The sequence below is a fragment of the Pseudothermotoga hypogea DSM 11164 = NBRC 106472 genome (assembly GCF_000816145.1).
GTDB classification, from domain to species: domain Bacteria; phylum Thermotogota; class Thermotogae; order Thermotogales; family DSM-5069; genus Pseudothermotoga_A; species Pseudothermotoga_A hypogea.
Genome location: NZ_CP007141.1, coordinates 1433621 through 1450927, shown reverse-complemented (window position 1 = coordinate 1450927; position 17307 = coordinate 1433621). Strand labels below are relative to the sequence as shown.

Genomic DNA, 17307 nt, shown 5'->3' with positions numbered 1-17307 from the left:
TTTATTGAGTTGCTGGCTCGAAGATGAACAGAGCTGTGTTTCCAAATTGATCGGATTTGGGTTTCACGATCTTCACTTCAATCGACGTGGCCAAGGAAGTTGAAGTTATGGTCAACGTCGAAAACTGAAATTCAACTCCGACTGTGGAACCTGTGGAGAAATACTCTTCCAGTTCCGTGTTCGCTTCAAATGTTTTTCTCAATTCGCGATAAACCCTTCCTATACCGCTCAAAGCGTTACTGAGCACTCCAAAGAGTGCGAGCGCACCTATGGCTATGATCAGCAGAGCCGTTATGACTTCGGCGAGCGTGTAGCCTCGCTTCATTGACCCCAACTCCTGTATTTCACGTACAAACCATAATGACCCGTGCTGGTGGCTGACGGATCGAACCCTATTGGGAACCAAGGTATCTGCGTTCCCGACGGATTATCTGGAAGCGCAAGATAAAGATTGTTCTGTACCTCAATTTTTTTAGCTACTATAGCTCCAAAGACATCTTCTTTTTGTTGATTCGGACTGTTTCCTATCTTCACCGACTTTTCTGGCGCATATATGTACAGTCCACCGCCTTTGGCAACGGAAAGACTGTTCCCAAAGTTGAAAGTGCCTGATTTGTTCGAGTAAATGAGCAACCGAAAATGACTTTGGGGTCCTTTAGGTTTTATCTCGATATTATTGCCAGCAGTGATATCACCTTCAACGTATATCATCACGATACCGCTACCATCAACTTCGATCGTCGCGTTGTTCCCAAGAGTGAGACTGGTGGTAGCGATCGAAAGCAACCCTGTCGATGGTATTTTGAGAGTGAGGTTTCTCGACACCTTCAAACCGTCCTGTAGACTATCTGTATAGTACGTTTTATCGCTCTCAGATATCACCGTGCCGTTGAGCTTGACCGCAGGATTCGGGAAAAAGGACGGTGTCGCGGGCAAAGGTGGACTCATTGGTGAACTTGCGTTCACGCGCCTCGAGATTTCATCGAGAACGTAAGCGCTCGATGCATTTTCTGTTTTATCCCCCAGCACTGTAACATTTCTTTCCACTGTTCCAGTAACAATAACGTTGCGCCTTATTGTACCACTACCTGTTACGCTCCCAACGGCCAAAACATCATTCTCGACAACGCTGTTGTTACCCAGAGTCAAGTTTCCATTTCTTAGATATATGTCACCAGTAACAACCGAGTTGTTACCGACATTCAGCGATCCATTCATTAGGTAGATGTTACCCGTAATGGCTGAGTTGTTGCCGATATCGAGCGATCTATCTCTGACGAGTACATCCCCCACGATCTTCAGATTGTTGTTGTTGACTTCCATCGTCACGGTATCGATTGCATATCTGTAGGTCAAACCACCCATCAAAATCAAAGTCAAGCTGTAGCTGTCCTCAACTCCATCGAGTCGTGCAGTACATGTTATTTTGTATTCATTCGAAATGGAAGTCACGCTGCATTTGATCGTCCCACGAAACTCAGGCACAGACAGAGAAGTCGGGGTGGCCGCCAAGTTTTGTACAAGATCCCCCTTGCCTTCAGTGAACCACTTCGCAACGGTCTCAGCCATCGCGTAAGCAGCGCTCTTCGCCACGTTCGAGACGAGTAATTTCTTCTGCTGCAACACATAATTGTTGGTCACTTGAGCGTAGATGGCCAACACCAGCAGAACTGTCAACGCAAGGAATATAACTACAAAGAGGCTCAAGGTGAGGACAGAACCTTTCCTCATGATCTCACCATTTTCATTGTAACGCATTTTATCGTAGTTTAAGCCTTGGTAGTCATCTCAAATTCACAAAACTTCGTGAAACTTAGACAACATTCAATTTCAATCGCTATGCTTGACTTCTCCAACCACCTTCATGATGCGTTCACGCAACTGAGTTTCGTAGTCAGGCTGAATTTTCTCGTACTCACTTTCAAACAAAGGAGAAGAGATCAAAAAGTCCGCCGTGGAACGATTGATCGCCACGGGTATGTTGTAGACCGTCGCGAGCCTTATCAAAGCTTTGATGTCCACATCGTGTGCGAGTGGCTCGAGAGGATCCCAGAAGAATATGAGTATGTCTATCTCACCCTCCGCGATCTTCGCACCTATCTGTTGATCGCCTCCGAGAGGACCACTCTTGAACTTGTGAACCTTCAGATTCGTCCTTTCTTCGATCAACGTTCCAGTCGTGCCTGTGGCGTACAGTTCATGCCTCGAAAGGGTTCCCTTGTTGAACTCGACCCATTCGATGAGATCTTTTTTCATTCGATCGTGCGCGATCAGCGCGATCCTTTTCTTTTTGGCAAGCTTCAACCTCATCACCCCTTTCATTCATTTTAAATCAGTTGCGTTAAAATCGCTCTGAGGTGGGAAGATTGAGCCGCACCAGAGCGGTGTTCTATCTGATTCTGACCTCCGTTCTTTGGAGCCTCGGTGGGTTGTTGATCAAGCTCGTCGATTGGAATCCCATCGCCATCGCTGCAGGTCGAAGCGCTATCTCTGCACTTCTGATTCTCGCGTACGTGAAGAAACCCAAGTTCACTTGGTGTAAGGATCAACTTCTTGCCGCTTTATTCTATTTTGGCACCGTCACGCTCTTTGTGACCGCGAACAAGTTGACGACGGCTGCGAACGCGATACTTCTGCAGTACGGCGCGCCCATCTACGTCGCGATCTTCGCACCCATGATTTTGAAAGAGAAGACCAGAGCTGTGGACTGGCTCGCCATATCGTTCGCACTGTTCGGAATGGTGCTCTTTTTCTTCGACGAACTGAAGATCGAGAACGTCGTTGGCATACTCGTCGCCATCGCGAGTGGAGTTTCTTTCGCACTGTACATCATCTTCATGAGGAAACAGAAAGATGCTTCTCCAATAGAATCAACCTTACTTGGAAACATCTTGACGGCGTTGGTCGGATTCGTGTTCATCTTCAATCAGAGCTTTGAACTTCGAAACATCCTCGGCATAGTGTTGCTTGGCACCGTGCAACTCGGTTTCTCATACATCCTCTATTCGATCGCAATCAAGTACGTCGAAGCACTGGAAGCGATACTGATTCCGATCATCGAACCCATCTTGAACCCCATCTGGGTCTTTCTGGCTTACGGTGAAAGACCAGGCAAATGGGCCTTACTCGGCGGTACCATCGTGCTTTTGTCTGTGACGTTGAGATACTCTCTGCCACTTTTGATGAGGAATTTCAGAACAGCCAGATGATGTCGATTTTGATTCACCAACGCTTAACCACTGGTTCATGTTTCGTGGCACGTTTTGGCTGTAGAATGACTACAAAATAATTATCAAAGCTAATCATAAACTCGAGAGGATGAGTTGAATGATCGTTCGCTGTGGGGTGTTGTTCACTCCGTTCGAAGAATTGAGGAACGTTGATGTACTGATCGACGGAGAAAAGATCAAAGAGGTGCGTCCATCCACGACTGGTAATGATGACAATATCATCGAAGCAGAATACGTGATACCAGGTTTGATCGATCCGCATACCCACATGGGACTCTACAGACTCGAAAACGAAGCGGGTGATCACGGCTTTGAAATTAATGATCCTGTCACACCACACTTGAACGTTTCAGATGCGGTGGATCTGTTCGATCCTGCGTTTAAAGACGCACTCTCGGCCGGTATCACTTGCGTGGGGATCTTGCCAGGCTCGTACATGTCGTTCGGATCCCCCGTCGAAAGAATCACGATCATGCCTGGTCAGGGTAGCGTGTACAAGACCAACGGAAAGTTGATCGAAAGAACTGCTTGCTTCAAAGCCGCCGTGGGTGAGCACGCAAAGAGGTTTCTTTCCGAACAAAAGGCTGTCCCCACCACGAGGATGGGTATCATGGCAGAGTTGAGAGCCATCCTGACGAAGGCGAAAGAGTACGCCGAATCAGAGAAGAAAGACAAGAAAGATCCCAAGCTGGAAGCCTTGATACCACTCCTAAAGGGGGAGATTCCCCTTCGTGTGCACGTTCATGTTGAAAGAGATATTCAGTCCGTTCTAAGACTCGCCAACGAGTTTGGCATCCGTGTCGTTCTCGATCACGCCACGGAAGCTCACATGTTGTCCGATTCACTGCAGAATGTGCCTATAGTTTATGGCCCCATTGTCTTCGCCAGAAGGGGTGTGGAACTCAAGAATCTCGACAGCGCGAATCTTTCCAAGATGAAAGGACTTCAGTTTTCCCTCACAACGGATCATCCAACGATACCGATCCAGTACCTCGATTTGCTCTGCTCGCTCGCACTGGCGCACGGCTACAGCTTGAAGGAAGCTCTGCAGCTCATCACCATCAACGCTGCGCGAGTCTTAGGGTTGGAAGGAAGAATAGGCTCAGTCGAGGCAGGTAAAGATGCAGATCTTGTCCTTCTGTCGGGAGCGCCGTTGGCACCGGAAACGAAGGTCTTGATGACGATCGTCGACGGCCGAATCGCGTTCAAGGCGGGTGAGCGTGAATGATAGCGATCAAAGGTGGAACCGTTTGGACTGGTATCGACACAATTGAAAACGGTGTTGTTCTCATAGAAGATAAGAAGATCGCGGCTGTGGGTCAAAATGTCAGCATCCCGTACGGTTGTGATGTTATCGATGCGCATGGAAAGTTCGTGACACCCGGCTTGATAGACGCACACAGCCACATTGGGTTGATCCCAGAGGGTTTGGATTGGGAATACAGCGATGTGAACGATTTTTATGGACCGATCACGCCCCAGATGCGGGCCATCGACGCGATAGATCTCAGAGACGCAGCCTTTTCGGATGCTTTGAACGGCGGAGTCACCACAGTTTACACGGGTCCAGGCAGTGCGAACGTGATCGGTGGGATTGGTCTGGTACTGAAGACCACAGGTCGCGTCTTGAAAGAAGAGACGGCACTGAAAGCGGCTCTGGGACCGAAGAGATCGAGAGAGTACAGATCGAAAGAGCCCTATCCGAGCACTCGCATGGGAAGCGTGGCTTTGCTCAAGCAGGTTTTGGAAGAAACGAGACTCTGGATGGAGGAACCAAACAAAGTGGATCAAGGCAAGAGGCATGTCTACGCAATCGTGGCTCGAGCCTTACGGCGTGAACTTCCCGTGAAAATCCATTTATCTACATCTCCGGACGAGATAACGGCAGCGATTCGTTTGATCAAGGAATACAATCTGGACGCCAGCATAGATCACGTTTTTGGTGGGGACCTCCTCGCTGAGGAAATCAAAAGAGCTGGCATACCAGTTGTCTACGGTCCCATGATGCTCAGCAGACTCTATTCGGGTTTCAAATACGTCAATGATAGAATCCCAGTAGAACTCTCGAAACACGGTGTCTTGGTAGCCCTCATGACCGATCATCCAGTTATACCTCAAAAGCATCTCAGACTGCTCGCCACCGTTGCGGTGAGAAATGGTGCATCCTACGATGAAGCTCTCAAAATGATCACGGTGAATCCGGCGAAGATCCTGCACATGGATGATTCTGTGGGCACGATCGAGGTTGGGAAAGATGCGGATTTGGTTGTTTGGAACGATCATCCGCTGAGGCCGAGTTCCTATCCAATCTGTGTGGTCGTCGATGGAAAAGTGGTGTTGAGAAACTTCTGAGAGGGAGGTGTTGGTATGAGGAAGTTCCTGGTCGTGGCATTCTTGCTAATGACCGCCGTCTTGTTCTTTGCACAAACGCCCAAGAAGGGCGGAACGTTGGTCATCGCACATTGGTCAGATCCGATCTCTTTCAACCCCTGCGCCAAGATCGACGACGCAGGCTACGGTATATACCATTGTATATTCAGCAAGCTCGTAACCCTTGATCATGACTACAACGTTATTCCAGATCTTGCAGAGAGCTGGGAAGTTTCGCCGGACGGATTGACCTACACGTTCCATCTGAGAAAAGGTGTCAAGTGGCACGATGGACAACCCTTCACATCTGCTGACGTCGTTTGGACGCTCACACAGATCAAGAACCATCCTGAAGCACCTGCATCCAAGCATTTCGAGAAGGTCACAGCGATCGAAGCACCAGACGATCACACTGTGGTCATCAAGATGTCCGAGCCACAGGCGCCTTTCATTGGATTCTTGGCTTGGTACGGCACCTTCATTATGCCGAAGCACATCTACGACATAACCAAGGACGGCCAGCCCGTAGACTGGTTGGACAATCCCGCCAACCAGAAACCGATCGGCACCGGACCTTTCAAGTTCGTCGAATGGGTGAAGGGAGACCATGTCACACTCGTGAAGAACCCAGATTACTACATGGGCGAACCGTACCTCGACAAGATCGTGTTCAAGATCATACCCGATCAAAACACAGCGTTCCAGGCGTTCATGGCTGGAGAAGTGGATGTGAACGGCAATGTGAGCAACGCACATATCCCTCTGTACCAAAAATCACCTGATACTGTGGCTTTGCAGCGACCCGCTCCGAGCAGGTACTACATGGGCTTCAACGTGGCGAGGAGACCTTCGCCCTTCAACGATGTCAAGGTGAGGTTCGCAGCGTCTTACGCCCTGAACAGACAAGAGATATTCGACAAAGCGATAAGGTATGGTTCTGTGAGCGATGGTTTCTACACCCCGGCGATTCCGTGGGCTTACAATCCCAACGCCAAGGCGCCTGGATACGATCCGAAGTTGGCGGAGAAGCTTCTGGACGAGGCAGGTTATCCGAGAGGAAAGGATGGCTACAGATTCGAGGCGGTTCTCGTCTACTTCCAGGGTCAGGTTTGGGCCGACATGGCTGCCGTGATAAAGGAACAGCTGGACAAGGTTGGAATAAAGGTCAAGCTCGAAGAGTACGAGATTGCGGCTTACATTGAAAAGGTTCTGAAAGCTGGAGATTTCGATCTGACAGTTCTGAACGGCTTTCAGGGGCCAGATCCAGACAACCTGAAACTGAGAGTCGGAACGGGCGGAGACATCAACGTCATGGGCTATTCAAATTCGAAAGTGGATGAACTCTTGGACAAAGCTGCAAAGGTTTCGAACCTGGAAGAAAGACAGAAGTACTACTTCGAGGTTCAAGAAATACTCGCGCAGGACCTGCCGTTTTATCCTATCGGAGAAGTCGCCGCGAACTTCGTGCACAAGAAGTACGTGAAGAACATGCCTTACGAACTTGTTGGAAAGGTTGGAATAAACAACTACGCTAAAACCTGGCTGGACAAGTAATGATTGTTCAAGGGCCACCCTGCTTTTGCGGGGTGGCCCATCTCTGTAAGAGGTGAATTTGATGGATGTTCTGTTCGTCAAATATCTGTCCAGAAGGATCCTTTCAGCTGTCCTTCTAATCGTTCTGGTCATAACGATCAATTTCTTTATAATCCATCTCGCACCTGGTGATCCAGCAACGATCATGACGGGACTCGAGAACCCTTCGCCTCAGATCATAGAAGCTTTAAAGAGGAAATACGGTTTGGACAAACCCCTCGTGGTACAGTATCTCAAGTACATGACCAACCTTTTGAGGGGTGATCTGGGATTCTCCTACGTTTACGATCAACCTTCTTGGAAATTGATAGGCCCGAGGGTTTTTCCCACTCTGTCGATAACCGTCACCGCGAGCATCCTCGCATTTGTCCTGGGGACCTATCTCGCTGTGCTCGCGAGTAGGCTGAGAAGGAAATTCGGTGATCTTTTTCTGTCGCTGATTTCGTACATACTCTACGCGATGCCATCTTTCTGGTTAGGTCTCATTCTGATCTTGGTATTTGCATCGAAACTCAAGTGGTTTCCAACTTCCGGCATGTTCGATATGAGGGCATCCTACGAAGGCTTCAGAAAGGTTTTGGACTATCTGCACCATTTGTTCTTGCCGGTCTTCACGCTTCTACTAATACAGCTTCCTGTCTTTTACAGAGTCACGAGAGCGAGCATAGTTCAAAACTTGCGTGAAGACTACGTCACTGTTCTATCGGCCGTTGGCATCTCGAACGACAGACTTTTCAAGAAGTACGTGATGAAGAACTCCATCATCCCAGCGGTCACGATATTCGGTATCACGCTGGGTTTCTCGATCACCGGGGCTGCCCTGATCGAGATCGTCTTCGCTTGGCCCGGCATGGGGAGGCTCCTGCTGGATGCGGTGTTCAGAAGAGACTACCAGCTCTTGTTGAGTATCTACTTTTTGATGGCCGTGTTCATCAGTGTGGCCATGATCGTGACTGATATAGTGATAGCCATCTTGGACCCAAGGGTCAGATTGCTCTGAGAGGTGGTTTTTTTGAGATTCAGAACAGACTTTGCTAAGCGATATCTTTCAAGCAGGTATGGACTGGCTGGACTAATCATGTTCCTTCTGATGTTGATCATGGCGCTCTTCGCACCCGTGATAGCACCCTACAAACCGACCGACATATCCCACGACATGCTCAGTCCACCGAGCAAGGTACATCCGTTCGGAACGGACCACCTCGGTCGAGACGTTTTCTCGCGCGTTGTCTATGGTGCGAGGGTATCACTGACGGTGGGGTTTGTGGCCGCAGGTCTCTCAGCACTCATAGGCATCGTCATTGGGGCGCTGTCTGGGTACATCGGAGGAGTTTTCGACGAAGTGATAAGCAAGATCATCGATTCTTTCCTGATGTTCCCCGTATTCTTCCTGATCCTAATCATAGTGGCCGTTTTTGGTCGGAACTTAGTCTACATAATGCTCGTGATAGGTTTGACTACCTGGCCGTCGAATGCGAGGATAATGAGAGCCCAAACGATGAGCATAAAGGAGAAAGCCTTCGTCAAGATCGCGAGGGCCAACGGTGAGAGCCCAATGAGGATCATATTCACACACATCATTCCCAACGGCATGTACCCCGTCGTGGCCAACAGTGCGATGCAGATAGGCGGAGCGATACTCACCGAGGCCGCGCTGAGCTTCCTCGGTTTGGGTGATCCGAGTGTCGTGAGCTGGGGTAAGATGATAAACGACGCACGAAGCTACATGTCGTTCGCGTGGTGGAGCATCGTGTTCCCGGGGATCTTCACGGTGATAACCGTCGTCACCTTCTCTTTCATCGGCGATGGTTTACAGCAAGCGCTGTACCCCAAGCTCAGCGAGGTGAGAAACGAGTGAAAAACGTTGTGCTGAATGTGCAAGATCTGACTGTGCACTACAAAATCAGTAAGAAAGTGATACATGCAGTCGAAAACGTGAGCTTCAAAGTCGAAGATGGGGAGTTCGTGGGCATCGTGGGAGAATCCGGTTCGGGAAAGAGCACACTGGCTCATACCATCATCCGTTTGCTTCCCATCAATGCGATTGTCGTCGATGGAAGAATAGAACTTCTCGGATACGACGTTCTCTCCTTGGGCGAAGAAGACATGAGAAAGATACGTTGGAAGGAGTTCTCGATGGTTTTTCAGAAATCTCTGAACGCCTTGAGCCCAGTGCACAAGGTCGGAAATCAATTGGCCGATGCGATGAAGGCCCACAATCCCAATCTCACCGAGGAAGAGATCATCGACAGGTTGAAACAACTCCTTCGGATGGTGAATCTTCCAGAACGAGTTCTCAAGGCGTATCCACATCAACTGTCTGGGGGAATGATGCAGAGGATAATGATAGCCCTGGCCCTTCTGAACCATCCAAAATTCATCATCTTCGACGAAGCCACCACTGCGCTCGACGTTGTGACGCAAGGACAGATCATCGAGGAGATCAAATCTCTGGTGAAGAGCCTTTCCTTAACAGGCTTGGTGATCTCGCACGATCTTGGTGTTGTGTCTGAGCTCTGCGATGAGATCGTTGTCATGTACGCCGGCAGGTTGGTCGAACACGGAACAACCGAGCAGATCCTCCAACAGCCACTCCATCCGTACACGCAGGGGCTGGTGAGATCTCTGCCAGATTTTGCTCGTGAAAGAAGACTGTTCGGCATACCAGGCAACCTTCCCGATCTGTCGGAATCAATTCATCGGTGCGTTTTTGCACCGAGATGTCCCATAGCAAACGAAGAATGTTTCACGACTGTTCCGAGTACGGAGGAAGTCGATGGTCGAAGAGTCGCCTGCTTGAAAGTGGGGGCTCGCGTATGAGTCTGCTCAGCGTCAAAAATCTGAAGAAGTATTACTCAGCCGGTCTGATCAAAAAGCATTATTCAGTCAAGGCACTCGACGGGGTTTCTTTTGATATAGAACCAGGTGAACTCTTCGGTGTGATAGGAGAGAGTGGCTGCGGGAAGACGACTCTGGGGCTCGTGCTGAGCAGGTTGGAGCGTGAGACGTCTGGAGAGATAACGTTCAAGGGCCTGAAATTGAGCGGCACGTTGAAGCTCGATTCGGACACCAGAAGACAGATTCAGATCATCTTTCAGAACCCTTACGAATCTTTCGATCCGAGACTTCGTATCGAGCAATCGCTGTTGTTACCGATGAGAATAAACCGCATCTGCGACAACGATGCGGAGAGGAGAGAGAAAATACTGGGATACATGAAAGATGCTGGTTTTGAGCCACCTGATGCGTTTCTGAACCGTTATCCCCACGAACTGTCCGGAGGTCAGCTGCAGAGGATATCCATAATACGTGCGATGTTGCTGAAGCCGACTTTCTTGGTGGCCGATGAATGTGTGTCGATGCTCGATCTATCGGTCAGAGCGAGCGTTGTGAATCTGTTGCTCGATCTGGTCGAGAGGGAAAAAACCACGGTCTTGTTCATCACGCACGATCTGTCACTCGCAGGACACGTGTGCGACCGCATCATGGTATTGTACCTTGGGAAAACTGTGGAACTATCGACGGCGAAGCGCATCGTGGAATCTCCTCTGCATCCTTATACACGCATCTTGATGAGCTATTCTCCCTCGATATTCAAGAAGCGCGAGAAAATCAGTGTTAAGAAGTTGGACGTTGAGACGGCGATTGGCTCAGGTTGTGTTTTTGCACCAAGATGTCCGTACAGTTTTGAAAAGTGCGTGGAGCAGATGCCACCTTTGATCGAGATCGAACCGAGCCATTCAGTGGCGTGCTGGCTCTATCTGAAAACATAGGAGGTGTTCACAGTGAGTGTTCTGGAGAAAGTGATCGAGAACGTACCGAACTACACGGGGTTCATGATCGTGGAAGAGTTGAACGAGTCTTCGAAAGCGTTGGCAAAGCAGTTTCCAAACCTCGTGGAGATGAAACAGGTGGGTGAATCTGTCTCAGGGGAGCCTATTTACTGTCTCAAAATCGGTCACGGGAAGAAAAATGCGTTGCTTTACGGTTTTCCACATCCCAACGAACCTGTGGGAAGTCTCATGTTGGATTATCTGTCCTGGGAGTTGGCGCGGAACGAGGAGCTGAGAAAGCTCTTCGACTTCACATGGTACATCGTGAAGGTGGCGGACGTAGACGGAGCGATGCTGAACGAAGGTTGGTTCAAAACACCGTACTCTTTCAGAAAGTACGTTTACAACTACTATCGTCCCGCGGGAAACGAGCAAGTGGAGTGGTCCTTCCCCATAGAGTACAAAACCTTGAAGTACGATAAACCATCGCCCGAGACGAAGGCTCTCATGGAAATAATCGATTCCGCCAAGCCTGATTTCATCTACAGTCTTCACAACGCGGGTTTCGGTGGGGTGTACTACTACGTGAGTGAGGACGCACCTCTGCTCTATCCGATATTCGAAAAGGCTGCCCAGGACAGAGATGTACCCCTCTCACTCGGCGAACCCGAGGTTCCATTCGTGAAACAGTACCACCAAGCCGTGTTCCAGATGCCCACAACTGTGGATATCTACGATTTCTATGAAAAGTACTCCCAGAGAGATCCCGCAGAGATCATAATGAGCGGTGAGAGCAGCCTTGGCTACGCGAGGAGGTTCAACCCGAACCTCTTCGAAATAGTTTGTGAGGTTCCATACTACTACGACGAAAGAATTTGCAATCTCAGGCAAACGAAATCCGTGCGTCGAGATCTGGTTTTGGAGAATCTCGAGTTCCAGAAAAAAGACATGGACACGCTGAAAGAGATCTACGAAAAGATCAAATCCCACATAGACACCCACACGAAGTTTCAGGACGCACTGGAGTATTTCATGAAATCTTTCGAGAAGGCTTTCGAAGCCGAGAAGAAGTGGGCAGAGACCGCTGAAGAGCTCTCAAGGAATGCCACCGTCGCCGAGAAGTTCGACAACGAGGTCGCGAGCAAATCCTACAGCCTTTTCAAATGGGGTATGCTCTACAGATTGGTCAAAAGCCAGAACAGATTCAAGAAAGATCCCATTCTGAAACAAGCAGCGGGCCAAATCAAGAAGCTGATCGATTCTCGCATAGAGCAACTCGAGAAGAAAACGAAGTTCAAAGTGATACCCGTGAAGAGTCTCGTTCAAATCCAACTCACAGCGGGACTTTACGCCAGCTTGTACGCGTCACTGAGGAGTTAAACTCAAGCCCCCACTCGGGGGCTTTTTCGCTCTCAGTTTGTCTCGGCCACGATCCATCTTCCACTGACCAGCTTGACTCCAAGATAGACAAAGGGTGTGTCTATGATTGCAATGATGAATTTAACGATGTACTGAGAGAAGATCATGCGCACGAGGATTTCTCCAGGCACAACGTTGAGAAATGCTATCGTGATGAACAGGCACGTGTCGATGAACTGAGAAACGAGCGTGGAAAGGTTGTTTCTCACCCAGAGGTGTCTGCCTTTGGTGAGCTTCTTCCAAACGTGAAATGCCCACACGTCGTGAGTCTGTGAAGCTACGTAAGCAACCATGCTCGCAAGGACGATCCTGGGTGTGGAAGAAAAGACCTTCACGAAAGCTTCGTTCCCTTCGAAGAAGTCCGCCGGTGGGTAGACCACAACGATTCTCGAGTACAGTGCCAGAAGGATCGAGACGAAGAAACCCGCCCAGACGATCCTTCGGGCGATCTTTTTTCCATAGACTTCGCTCACTATGTCTGTGATCGCGAAGGTCACAGGATAACAGAGTACAGCTATCGGGACAACGAATCGTCCGAGGTTCACCAACTTCGAAGCCGTCACGTTCGAAGCCACTATGGCGAAGACGAAGATGCTCGTCAGTGTGATGAGCTTTTCATTCAACTTTTCTGTCATGGCCTGCGAGGTCCCCCATCTGGGTCGTGGTCTTTATGCCTCCACGAACGTTGTACACCACGGTGACCCTGAGCCTGTCGGTCTTGAGAAGACGTTTGAGATCTTCGTAGATCCTCTTCGTTGCCTCTTCTTGGTAGATACCAACGTTTCTGAAGCTCACGAAGTAGTACTTCAGCGATTTCAATTCCACGATTTTCCCACCGTCTGGATAGTACTCGATGATCACGCGGCCTATGTCTGGTAAACCCGAGAAGGGACAGACCGCCGAGAATTCATCGGTCTCGATCTTGATGTACTCGTCTTTTCCATCGAAATCTATCGTTTCGAGAAAATCCGTCCTTATGGATTCGTGCCCTTCAAACTGAAAGGTCTTCCCTTCTGCTTTGGGCATATTTGCACCTCCTTCAGCGATCTTTCCAAGTTTTGTGATGACTCAGAGGCACAACGATCTTACTCAACTCTAAGTATACGAACCACGTATACCATATAAAACTCAATTTCCCGTGGTATGTTACCACAAAGTCAGGAAACAGGCAAACCTGAGAACGAACCTGCTATGAAAGCTTGTTCCTCAGGAACCTTTATCTTCTCTCTCGCGAGTTGCTTGCTACCAGATTTGATGTAACTCGTTTTCACGTGGGTATTTTAAGTGAAAGACTCCTTTCCTGAGTAGCCAAAGACCAAAGCCATTGACAGTTGACGTTGCGGAGCGTAGACTTATTTTATACGAAGTGTAACAACAGCGATATACCCACCCATTCGAGGATTCAAAACCGATCCTAAGTTTGCTTTCGGTGAGGATAGCAACAGAGAAGGCGTAGTTTATACAAAAGGTGTACAATCACGTAAGGAGGCCGACACGATGAAGAAGATCTTCCATCTTCTCTTGCTGCTCTCGATCTCCCTCTTGATTACGCAGTGCGCAGCTCCAGTCGAACAACCAAGAGGGTCCGTACGGGGTACTGTGAAGGACAGCGTGAATCAACTGGTGGAAGACGCAACGGTTGTTGTGAACACCACTAATTTGAGGACCGTGACTGACTCACAGGGTTCCTACCAGATATCGAACGTTCCTGCTGGTAAATGGACAATCACGGCATCTAAGAATGGGTACACCCCTGAAAGCAAGGTGGTGTACGTGGAAGCTGGACAGACTGTGACGGTGAATTTCACACTCGCGCCTGTGACCTCCACTGGGACTGTACGAGGTACCGTGAGGGACAACAACGCTCAACCGATACAGGATGCAACGGTTGCTGTGCAGGGCACAGAATTACAGACTACAACCAACTCGGATGGACAGTACGAGATAACAAACGTTCCTGCTGGTCAGAGAACGATTATAGCTTCCAAGAGTGGTTACGTCAGCGAGAGTAAGGCGGTGAATGTAGAAGCTGGACAAGTTGTCACAGTGGATTTCCAGCTCCGACTTCAGGAAGTTCAGCAGGTCGTTTGGCAGAAAGTTTTTGGTGGAAGCAACGACGACAGGGCATATTCTATTCAACAGACAAGCGATGGTGGATACATCGTCGCAGGCTACACATGGTCCTCTTCTAATCGGGAGGAGGTTTACATCCTGAAGCTTGACGCGAATGGAAACAAAGTGTGGGAGAAAACCTTCGGAGGAAGTTACGATGACAGGGCATACTGCATTCAACAGACAAGTGATGGTGGATACATCGTCGCAGGGTACACGTCCTCCGCTGGAGTGGGATCGTACGATGTTTACATCTTGAAGCTCGATACGAGTGGGAACGAGGTGTGGAGCAAAACTTTTGGAGGAAGTTACGATGATCTGGCATGGTCCATTCAACAGACGAGCGATGGTGGATACATCGTCGCTGGATATACATCGTCTTTCGGGGCAGGAAATTACGATGTATACATCATAAAAATGGATGCCAACGGTAACACCGGAGCTTATCCGATGGGTGAAGAATAGCCGGAATCGGCGGAGACGAGGACGAATTCTCGGTAAACACTACTCCCAAGTAGAACGTCGATAAGCGCAAAAGATAGCAAAGCGGGAAAGAATGGAACGCTCGTTGAACGTGGCCAAGTATATTATGTCGTAAAGCACACGAGTCGGGTAAAGGAGACTGTCGTTGCATATCTTCGTGACGTTCTTGAGGGCCTCAGCTGAGAGGATAGATTGGACTGGTGTCTGTTTACATGACGGTACTATAAGGAACCAGCCATCATTTGCCACGCATGCAAGCAGATAGAAGTTTCTAAGCGACTCACAGTGGTGTCATACCGCTTAGAGCTACAGAGTGTCGCGAATTGAAGCGCAAAAAACCTTGCATGTATCGTCGATGATGCGCATCAATGTGTCGGAATGATACCACCGCAAAACTTTCTGCTGATCCTCTTCGAAAAACGGCATTTATGTTAACACAACTCTGGGTAACCCTGTGATATCATAATCGGGGAATATGAATATTGTAATGACATTCTTTTTTGGGGAGGTGTTGCTATGAGGAAGGTCCTTTTACTGGTGCTTGCACTTCTGGCCTGTGCAGTATTTGCAACAGAGTACATGGTACAAGACGAACTTCTGACACCTGATCCATCACCTAAGACCGGGGGGACCCTGAGGCTCGCTTTGGCTTCGACCCCTGAATCTTTCCTACTGTACGGAACACTCGATGGCTCAAGCTACAGTGTCATCATGGGACCCATGTTCTCACCGCTGGTGGAGATGCATCCCGTGACGAACGAGATCAAACCTGCGCTCGCTAAGTCTTGGGTCGTTTCAGCTGACGGAAAAGAAGTTACATTCAGGCTCCGTGAAGCTTACTGGTCGGATGGAACTCCCATCACTGCGGACGACGTGGTGTTCACTTTCCAGTACTTCGTCATGAACCAGTACGCGCGAGGCAATTCGATCGCCAGGTTCACGATACCGGACGAAAAAGGTGTCAACAAGATGATCGAGTGGGTCAAGATCGACGACAAGACCGTCAAGGCCATTCTTCCATCACCTTACGGTGCCTTCTTCACGGTGCTTTCACACGTCTACATTTATCCAAAGCACAAGCTTGAACCTCTCATCGACAAGAACGATCTCGGTTCGGTCAACAAGGTTTGGCTGTCCAACACCGACCCGAAGGAAATCGTCGTGAACGGTCCCTTCAAACCTGTTCAGCTCATCACGGATCAAAAGCTCGTGCTCGAGAGAAACCCGTATTTCTGGAAAGTCGACCGTTTCGGAAACAGACTGCCCTACTTTGACAGAGTGGAATATTTGATCATCAGGGACGCAGAGATAAGACTTGCAAAGTTCATGGCTGGCGAGATCGATTTCATGGCGATCTCCTCGAGAGACTTTCCGATGTTGAAAGAACAAGAATTGACTGGAAAAACACCTTACGTCGTTTACGCGACCCAACCAACTCAGGCAACGCCGAGTCCGATACACATTTCCTTCAACTTCGACGTGGACGATCCAGAACTACGTGATCTCTTCAGAAAACTCGAATTCAGAGAGGCCATGGAGTACGCTCTCAACAGAGAGAGAATCATAGACGAAGTCTTCGCCGGTTTGGCGATACCCGATGCGGGCTTGATACTCCCGTCCAACAAGGCCTTCTACAACCCGAAGGTGGAAGAACTCTTGAGACCGTACGATCTGAAGAAGGCCAACGAACTGCTGGACAAAATCGGCCTGACGAAGAGAGACAAAGAAGGCTACAGGCTCTTTCCGAGTGGCAGGAGAGTCGAGTTCAATCTGCTCGTTCAGAACTCGCCGAAGGAATATCAGGATGTCGCAGTCATATTTGCTGAGGATTTGAAGAAAATTGGGATAAAGGTCAACTTGCAGATCCTCGATGCGTCCCTGGTCGGACAGATGTTCGGCGCGAGCAATTTCCAGGCCGGCATAAGGGCGTTCGGTAACCAACCAGACCTGCAACTCAGAAAAGCCATATGGCAACCTGGAACACAACTCTACTACTGGCACTACTCGACCATGGACAAGACCAAGACGCCTCCACAACCAGTCTTTGAGGAAATGTTAGACTGGGAAAAGAGGATCTGGGAACTGTTCGAAAAGGCTCAGATAGAGATGGATCCTGCCAAGAGAAAGGCTTACTATGATGAAGTTCAAGAGTTGTACCACATCTATCTGCCTGTGATCTTCGTGTGCAAGGGTATGAACATCTGGGGCTTCAACAAAACCTTAGGCAATGCGGGCGTGACAGAAGAGGGCGTGCCCATCTTCACCGTCTGGACCAGCTACAGGAAATGATCATTCTGGGCTCCCCGCCCGGGGAGCCCTTTTCAAAG

At 49.3% G+C, this 17307-nt stretch carries 16 protein-coding genes; 11 read left to right on the top strand and 5 right to left on the bottom strand.

Features of this window, described 5'->3' with window-relative positions; all coding sequences use genetic code 11:
• Window position 1: 1 nt before the first annotated feature.
• The 3 genes from AJ81_RS07095 to AJ81_RS07085 form a co-directional block, all read right to left on the bottom strand.
• Window positions 2-325, bottom strand: a complete 324-nt coding sequence (locus AJ81_RS07095) for a type IV pilus modification PilV family protein (RefSeq protein ID WP_031504353.1) — start codon at window positions 323-325, stop codon at window positions 2-4.
• A complete protein-coding gene (locus tag AJ81_RS07090; protein WP_144316861.1) occupies window positions 322-1731 on the bottom strand; it encodes a DUF7305 domain-containing protein in 1410 nt (469 codons plus the stop codon). Before AJ81_RS07090 ends, AJ81_RS07095 begins: the two co-directional genes overlap by 4 nt.
• Window positions 1732-1830: 99 nt before the next feature.
• Window positions 1831-2310, bottom strand: a complete 480-nt coding sequence (locus tag AJ81_RS07085) for a methylglyoxal synthase (RefSeq protein WP_096325189.1) — start codon at window positions 2308-2310, stop codon at window positions 1831-1833.
• A 56-nt stretch (window positions 2311-2366) separates the two neighbouring features.
• Between AJ81_RS07085 and AJ81_RS07080 the strand changes: the two genes are divergently transcribed.
• The 9 genes from AJ81_RS07080 to AJ81_RS07040 all read left to right on the top strand — a co-directional run bounded on the left by AJ81_RS07080 (window position 2367) and on the right by AJ81_RS07040 (window position 12346).
• Window positions 2367-3209, top strand: a complete 843-nt coding sequence (locus AJ81_RS07080) for a DMT family transporter (RefSeq protein ID WP_031504359.1) — start codon at window positions 2367-2369, stop codon at window positions 3207-3209.
• A 118-nt stretch (window positions 3210-3327) separates the two neighbouring features.
• Complete coding sequence (locus tag AJ81_RS07075; protein ID WP_051368742.1) at window positions 3328-4458, top strand: amidohydrolase family protein; 1131 nt, start codon at window positions 3328-3330, stop codon at window positions 4456-4458.
• Entirely contained in the window at window positions 4455-5582 is a 1128-nt protein-coding gene (locus AJ81_RS07070; protein ID WP_031504362.1) for an amidohydrolase, read from the top strand. The genes AJ81_RS07075 and AJ81_RS07070 overlap by 4 nt, the downstream gene beginning before the upstream one ends.
• 15 nt (window positions 5583-5597) lie before the next feature.
• Window positions 5598-7154 carry an ABC transporter substrate-binding protein gene (locus AJ81_RS07065; protein WP_031504364.1) on the top strand — a complete coding sequence of 519 codons (1557 nt, stop codon included), beginning with the start codon at window positions 5598-5600 and terminating at the stop codon, window positions 7152-7154.
• Window positions 7155-7215: 61 nt separating this feature from the next.
• Window positions 7216-8193 carry an ABC transporter permease gene (locus AJ81_RS07060; RefSeq protein WP_031504365.1) on the top strand — a complete coding sequence of 326 codons (978 nt, stop codon included), beginning with the start codon at window positions 7216-7218 and terminating at the stop codon, window positions 8191-8193.
• Window positions 8194-8205: 12 nt separating this feature from the next.
• On the top strand, window positions 8206-9051 hold the full coding sequence (locus tag AJ81_RS07055) for an ABC transporter permease (RefSeq protein WP_031504367.1): 846 nt from the start codon (window positions 8206-8208) through the stop codon (window positions 9049-9051).
• A complete protein-coding gene (locus AJ81_RS07050) occupies window positions 9048-10013 on the top strand; it encodes an ABC transporter ATP-binding protein (protein WP_031504369.1) in 966 nt (321 codons plus the stop codon). The genes AJ81_RS07055 and AJ81_RS07050 overlap by 4 nt, the downstream gene beginning before the upstream one ends.
• Complete coding sequence (locus tag AJ81_RS07045; protein ID WP_031504371.1) at window positions 10010-10966, top strand: oligopeptide/dipeptide ABC transporter ATP-binding protein; 957 nt, start codon at window positions 10010-10012, stop codon at window positions 10964-10966. The genes AJ81_RS07050 and AJ81_RS07045 overlap by 4 nt, the downstream gene beginning before the upstream one ends.
• Before the next feature lie 12 nt (window positions 10967-10978).
• Window positions 10979-12346 carry a M14 family zinc carboxypeptidase gene (locus tag AJ81_RS07040; protein ID WP_031504373.1) on the top strand — a complete coding sequence of 456 codons (1368 nt, stop codon included), beginning with the start codon at window positions 10979-10981 and terminating at the stop codon, window positions 12344-12346.
• A 32-nt stretch (window positions 12347-12378) separates the two neighbouring features.
• Here AJ81_RS07040 and AJ81_RS07035 read toward each other — a convergent pair whose 3' ends face one another.
• Both AJ81_RS07035 and queF read right to left on the bottom strand, forming a co-directional pair.
• A complete protein-coding gene (locus tag AJ81_RS07035) occupies window positions 12379-13020 on the bottom strand; it encodes a queuosine precursor transporter (protein ID WP_031504375.1) in 642 nt (213 codons plus the stop codon).
• On the bottom strand, window positions 13001-13411 hold the full coding sequence (queF, locus tag AJ81_RS07030; protein ID WP_031504376.1) for a preQ(1) synthase: 411 nt from the start codon (window positions 13409-13411) through the stop codon (window positions 13001-13003). The genes AJ81_RS07035 and queF overlap by 20 nt, the downstream gene beginning before the upstream one ends.
• 471 nt (window positions 13412-13882) lie before the next feature.
• On the opposite strand from queF, the gene AJ81_RS07025 reads away from it, so the two are divergent.
• Window positions 13883-14962, top strand: coding sequence for a carboxypeptidase regulatory-like domain-containing protein (locus AJ81_RS07025; protein WP_031504377.1), 1080 nt, complete (start codon window positions 13883-13885; stop codon window positions 14960-14962).
• Window positions 14963-15496: 534 nt separating this feature from the next.
• Window positions 15497-17269: an ABC transporter substrate-binding protein gene (locus AJ81_RS07020; protein WP_031504378.1), complete on the top strand. Its 1773-nt coding sequence runs from the start codon at window positions 15497-15499 to the stop codon at window positions 17267-17269.
• The last annotated feature ends 38 nt before the right edge of the window (window positions 17270-17307 follow it).

Bases quoted from the DNA above. Each gene is read 5' to 3' on its own strand.
- AJ81_RS07075 (WP_051368742.1), top strand. From the start codon at position 3,328: ATGATCGTTCGCTGTGGGGTGTTGTTCACTCCGTTCGAAGAATTGAGG.
- AJ81_RS07065 (WP_031504364.1), top strand. From the start codon at position 5,598: ATGAGGAAGTTCCTGGTCGTGGCATTCTTGCTAATGACCGCCGTCTTG.
- AJ81_RS07070 (WP_031504362.1), top strand. From the start codon at position 4,455: ATGATAGCGATCAAAGGTGGAACCGTTTGGACTGGTATCGACACAATT.
- AJ81_RS07035 (WP_031504375.1), bottom strand. From the start codon at position 13,020: ATGACAGAAAAGTTGAATGAAAAGCTCATCACACTGACGAGCATCTTC.
- AJ81_RS07085 (WP_096325189.1), bottom strand. From the start codon at position 2,310: ATGAGGTTGAAGCTTGCCAAAAAGAAAAGGATCGCGCTGATCGCGCAC.
- queF (WP_031504376.1), bottom strand. From the start codon at position 13,411: ATGCCCAAAGCAGAAGGGAAGACCTTTCAGTTTGAAGGGCACGAATCC.
- AJ81_RS07045 (WP_031504371.1), top strand. From the start codon at position 10,010: ATGAGTCTGCTCAGCGTCAAAAATCTGAAGAAGTATTACTCAGCCGGT.
- AJ81_RS07020 (WP_031504378.1), top strand. From the start codon at position 15,497: ATGAGGAAGGTCCTTTTACTGGTGCTTGCACTTCTGGCCTGTGCAGTA.
- AJ81_RS07090 (WP_144316861.1), bottom strand. From the start codon at position 1,731: ATGAGGAAAGGTTCTGTCCTCACCTTGAGCCTCTTTGTAGTTATATTC.
- AJ81_RS07025 (WP_031504377.1), top strand. From the start codon at position 13,883: ATGAAGAAGATCTTCCATCTTCTCTTGCTGCTCTCGATCTCCCTCTTG.
- AJ81_RS07095 (WP_031504353.1), bottom strand. From the start codon at position 325: ATGAAGCGAGGCTACACGCTCGCCGAAGTCATAACGGCTCTGCTGATC.
- AJ81_RS07060 (WP_031504365.1), top strand. From the start codon at position 7,216: ATGGATGTTCTGTTCGTCAAATATCTGTCCAGAAGGATCCTTTCAGCT.